Annotated in this window: 4 protein-coding genes; 3 read left to right on the top strand and 1 reads right to left on the bottom strand. The window is 24.9% G+C overall.

Features of this window, described 5'->3' with window-relative positions; translation table 11 throughout:
- Positions 1-168: 168 nt before the first annotated feature.
- The 3 genes from BGI41_RS08675 to BGI41_RS06690 all read left to right on the top strand — a co-directional run bounded on the left by BGI41_RS08675 (position 169) and on the right by BGI41_RS06690 (position 2,541).
- Positions 169-480, top strand: coding sequence for a DUF2284 domain-containing protein (locus tag BGI41_RS08675; RefSeq protein WP_088539742.1), 312 nt, complete (start codon positions 169-171; stop codon positions 478-480).
- 20 nt (positions 481-500) lie between these two features.
- Positions 501-767 (top strand): DUF2284 domain-containing protein, encoded by a 267-nt coding sequence (locus BGI41_RS08680; RefSeq protein WP_088539743.1) that lies wholly within the window; start codon positions 501-503, stop codon positions 765-767.
- A gap of 409 nt (positions 768-1,176) precedes the next feature.
- A complete protein-coding gene (locus tag BGI41_RS06690; RefSeq protein WP_088539745.1) occupies positions 1,177-2,541 on the top strand; it encodes an MATE family efflux transporter in 1,365 nt (454 codons plus the stop codon).
- 261 nt (positions 2,542-2,802) lie between these two features.
- Here BGI41_RS06690 and ade read toward each other — a convergent pair whose 3' ends face one another.
- On the bottom strand, positions 2,803-4,548 hold the full coding sequence (gene ade, locus BGI41_RS06695) for an adenine deaminase (RefSeq protein WP_088539747.1): 1,746 nt from the start codon (positions 4,546-4,548) through the stop codon (positions 2,803-2,805).
- Positions 4,549-4,715 lie beyond the last annotated feature (167 nt).

Consider the following 4,715-nt stretch of genomic DNA (forward strand, 5'->3'; position numbering starts at 1 on the left):
ATAAAATATCTTTTTTTATTAAAATTAGTTTAATATAATAAATTAATTTTTTTAATTTTTTAAGAGATTTACATAAATATATTTTTATATATTTTAAATTATAACAATTGTTAATAATTTAATAAATAAAAATATAACAATCGTTAATAAAATTAGAAAGGTAATAAAATGAGTGATAAAATAGATTTTAATAATTTTTATACAACAGAACATATTGAAGGAAGCATGGGACTAAAAGAATATATTGATAATTATTATGATGAAGATGTAGAATACAAATTATGTAAAGACTGTCCAAACTATGGAAAAATCTGGATGTGTCCACCACATAGAGAAAATTCACTTAGTGTATGGAAAGAATTTGAAGAAAAATATAAGAAACTAGATTTCATAATAACGAAAATCAACTTCACAGAAAAAGCAAAATCAAGAAAATATACACTGAAGAAATTCTTAATGAAATCGTACCAAACACAATAAACAAAGAAAACTATAAATTAATGGCAAAATTACGTAAAAAAGAAAAAGAAACAGGTGGATTATTTATTAATGCAGGACCATGTATATTATGTACAAAAGGATGTCAAAGACCATTAGGTAGACCATGTAAAAAACCAGATAAAGCAAGAAGAGGATGGGATGAACTTGGAACTCGTATCTGTGAAGCTGTAGAAGATCACACTGATTTAAAATTAGAATGGTTTGATTTACCTAAAGGAATAATACCAGAATACACTTGTGTAATTACTGGATTTATGCATAATTAAATTTAAATAAAAATGAATTTAGTGTTTTTTTAAAAATATAATACTAAAAACACTAAATTTTATTTACAAAAATAAAAATAAAATATTAAACACAATATAACTATTTAATATAAAAAACTACTTTTTTTAAAAAAAAATTAAAACCACATAAATTGTTTCTAGAAAACTAAAAACAAAATTCAAACATGAAAAAACTATTTTTTAATAAAGAAGAATCCTAACTAAAATAAAAATAAAACTTAAAAATTTAAACACTAACTAAAAAAATTAGAAAAAAAAATTAATTAATATGAAAAATTTTAAGATAAAACTAAAAAAATAAGAATAAATCTAACTAAACAGAAAGAAACATAGTATTAAAATATCATAAAAATAAAAATAATATAAACAACGTTTAGTTAGGGATAATATGGGAAATAAAAATATTGAGATAATGAGAGGTAATCCGGAAAATGCTGTAAAAAAACTAGCAATCCCTATAATGATATCAATGCTTTTAACAGCATCATATAACATAATTGATGGAATATGGATAGCAGGGCTTGGGCAAGCAGCAATTGCAGGAATTGGATTTGTAACTCCAATATTTATGATATTAAATGGAGTAAGTGTAGGACTTGGAAGTGGAGCTACAAGTAGTATCAGTCGTTTTGTAGGTGCTAAAAATCATGAAAAAGCAAGTGCATCAGCAGAACATTCACTAATAATATTTTTAATAGCCTCAATAATACTTACAATAATACTACTTCTTATAGAAAAACCATTATTAATAACTTATGGGGCAAATGGACAATCATTAACTGAAGGATTAAAATATGGAACTCCATTATTTGCAGGATTAATTGGATTTATGTTTGCAAATGGAGGAAGTGGTATTCTTCGTGGAGAAGGTGATATGAAAAGAGCAATGTATGCAGTTATTATATCAGTTGGATTAAATGCAGTACTTGACCCTATATTTATTTACATATTAAACTTAGATTCAGCTGGAGCAGCAATTTCTACAGTAGTAAGTAGTTTAATCTCAGCAATAGTAATTATGTATTGGATTCTAATAAAAAAAGATACATATGTTGATGTTAAATTAAAAGAATTTAAATACGATACAAAAATAGTAAGAGATATTCTAAAAGTAGGCATTCCTGCATCAATGGACATGTTTATGATGTCTATTGCAATGAGTTTATATTTAATATTTATTTCAAGTATATCTGGAGTATATGGAATTGCAGTATTTACAACAGGACAAAGATTATATCTTTTTGCAATAATGCCACTAACAGCAATTGGTAGTGCAGTAACTGCAGTTGTTGGAAGTGCTTATGGTGCTAAAAATAAAGAATATATGTCAAGAGCACATATTTATGGTGCTAAATTTGGAGTTACATTTGGAACAGTTGTAACAATCATTCTTATAGTCTTTTCAACACCACTTTCAACAATATTTGCATATACAAGTAATACAGCAAGTTTAATTCCTGGAATATCAACATTCTTAAAAATAGCATGTTTATCCCTCCCACTTACTGGAGCTGGAATGGTTTCAAGTTTCTTCTACCAAGGAATAGGTAAAGGAACTACAAGTTTAATGTGGACAATAATAAGAGAAGTAATATTTACAGTTAGTTTTACATACTTCTTTGGAATATATTTAGGATGGGGATTAATTGGAATTTGGTCAGGTCTTGCTACTGGAAGAGCACTTGCAAGTATTCTAAACTTCAATTATGCAAGGTATACAATTAGAAATATTGAATTTAAAACTAAAACTTAAAAATCAAAATAAAATATGAATAAAATAATAAAAACTAAAAATAGTAAAAAACTAAACTAAATCTAAATAAAAACTAAAAAATATACTAAACTCAATAACAACTAATAAAAAAGCAATAAAATTAAAATAAAAATATAATGAATTTAATTACAATTAATAAAAAACCAAAAAAAGCAATAAAATTTAAAATAAATGAAAATAAAAACTAAAAAACAAAAACTAAAAAATAGGTTTTAAATTAAATAATAATTTAAAAACCTATTAATCATCATTAACTATAAGATCTACAAATTCAAAATTATTTGAATCAAAAAGACCTTTATCAGATAATTTAAGTGAAGGAATAACAAGTAATGCTAAAAAAGACATTGTCATAAATGGTGCACTTAATTTACAACCAAGTAATTTAACAATATTATGAAGATTTCTTAATTTAAGTGAAAGTGTTTCAACACTATCATTAGACATTAATCCAGCAATAGGTAATTCTAAAATCTCTTTAATACCATTTCTACGAGATACTGCAGCAATACCACCATGATATTCATTAATAAGATTTACTGCATCAGCCATATTCTTATTATTTGTACCAATAACTATAATATTGTGAGAATCATGTGCTACAGAAGAAGCAATTGCAGCATTTTTAATTGAAAAACCTTTAACAAATGCATTTGCAACAGTATTACCACCATACCTATTTATAACTGCAATTTTTAAAATATCTTTATCTTCATTAGATTGTAAAATATGATCTTTAACTTCAACTTCTTTTTTAATTTCTTGAGTAATTAAAGATCCATCAAGAACTTTAATAACACGAACTTTAACTTTATCTTCATCTCCATCATAATAAATATCAAAATCCTCAGGTTTCATTTTACGTAAATGAACAGTGTTTTCAAGTTCAGCATCCTCTGAATCAAATAATACTTTACCATCCTCATAGACACATTCACCACCAACAAATGTTTTTAAAACATTGAAATTTTCAAAACTATCTATAAGAACAAAATTAGCTCTTTTACCAGGTTCAATTGAACCAGAATCAAGATTATAATGTTGTGCTGGATTTAATGTAACCATTTTAATAGCTTCAATAGGAAAAACATCATAATTAATTAATCTTTTAATTAAAACTTCTAAATGTCCTTCCTCTAAATCTTTAGGATTTTTATCATCAGATACAAGCATATCAAATATTGGATTTTTCATAAGAGTTTTTAAATCATCATGTGAAAATCCATTAGCATCTTTAGAATTCATAAGATAAATTCTTCTATCATTTTCATTTAAAATATCGTCAAAATTCTTAGCAGAAGAACCTTCACGAACCATTATTTTCATACCTAATTTCTTTTTTTCAATAGCTTCATCAAAAGTAGAAGATTCATGATCTGTAGATATACCTGCATTAACATATTTTTTTAAATTTTCACCAGTAAGTAATGGAGCATGACCATCAACAGGTTTATTAAGTAATTTAGCAGCTTCAATCTTTTTATAAACTTCTTCATCATCATTAAGTACACCAGGGAAATTCATCATTTCCCCAAAACAAACAACCTCATTAATATTTAAAATCATAGAAACATCTTGACTATCAAGAACTGCACCAGAAGTTTCAAATGAAGTAGCAGGAACACAACTAGGTGCAGAATAATAAAAATCAAAAGGTACTTGTTTACCATTATTAATCATGAAATTAATTCCTTTAATACCTAAAACATTTGCAATTTCATGATCATCAGTTATAACAGAAGTTGTTCCATGTTTAACTGCTGCTTTAGCAAAATTAGCTGGAGTAAGCATTGAACTTTCAATATGAATATGTGAATCAATAAATCCTGGAAGTAAAATACCATCATAATCAAAATCAATATCATCAATATGATCTGTTGCTATTGGTATAACATCAGTTATATAACCATCTTTAATTTTAATCTCCGCAGGATACATATTATTAAACTTAACATCCACAATATTTGCAGTAATTACTTTTTCCATAAAATCACTCTTATATCATCTACATATATTATTAAAAATATTAAATCTTTATGTTTTTAAATATGGATAATATAACATAAAAAATATTTTAAAAATAATATTAAAATACATTGATTTAATAAAATATATTGGAAAAATTATGTTTTAATAAAATAATTAAAATTTTT

This window comes from Methanobrevibacter sp. 87.7 (assembly GCF_002208625.1).
Lineage (GTDB): Archaea > Methanobacteriota > Methanobacteria > Methanobacteriales > Methanobacteriaceae > Methanarmilla.

What these genes read in the sequence shown, in the direction of transcription:
- BGI41_RS06690 (WP_088539745.1), top strand. Translation starts at nt 1,177, where the DNA reads ATGGGAAATAAAAATATTGAGATAATGAGAGGTAATCCGGAAAATGCT.
- BGI41_RS08680 (WP_088539743.1), top strand. Translation starts at nt 501, where the DNA reads ATGGCAAAATTACGTAAAAAAGAAAAAGAAACAGGTGGATTATTTATT.
- ade (WP_088539747.1), bottom strand. Translation starts at nt 4,548, where the DNA reads ATGGAAAAAGTAATTACTGCAAATATTGTGGATGTTAAGTTTAATAAT.
- BGI41_RS08675 (WP_088539742.1), top strand. Translation starts at nt 169, where the DNA reads ATGAGTGATAAAATAGATTTTAATAATTTTTATACAACAGAACATATT.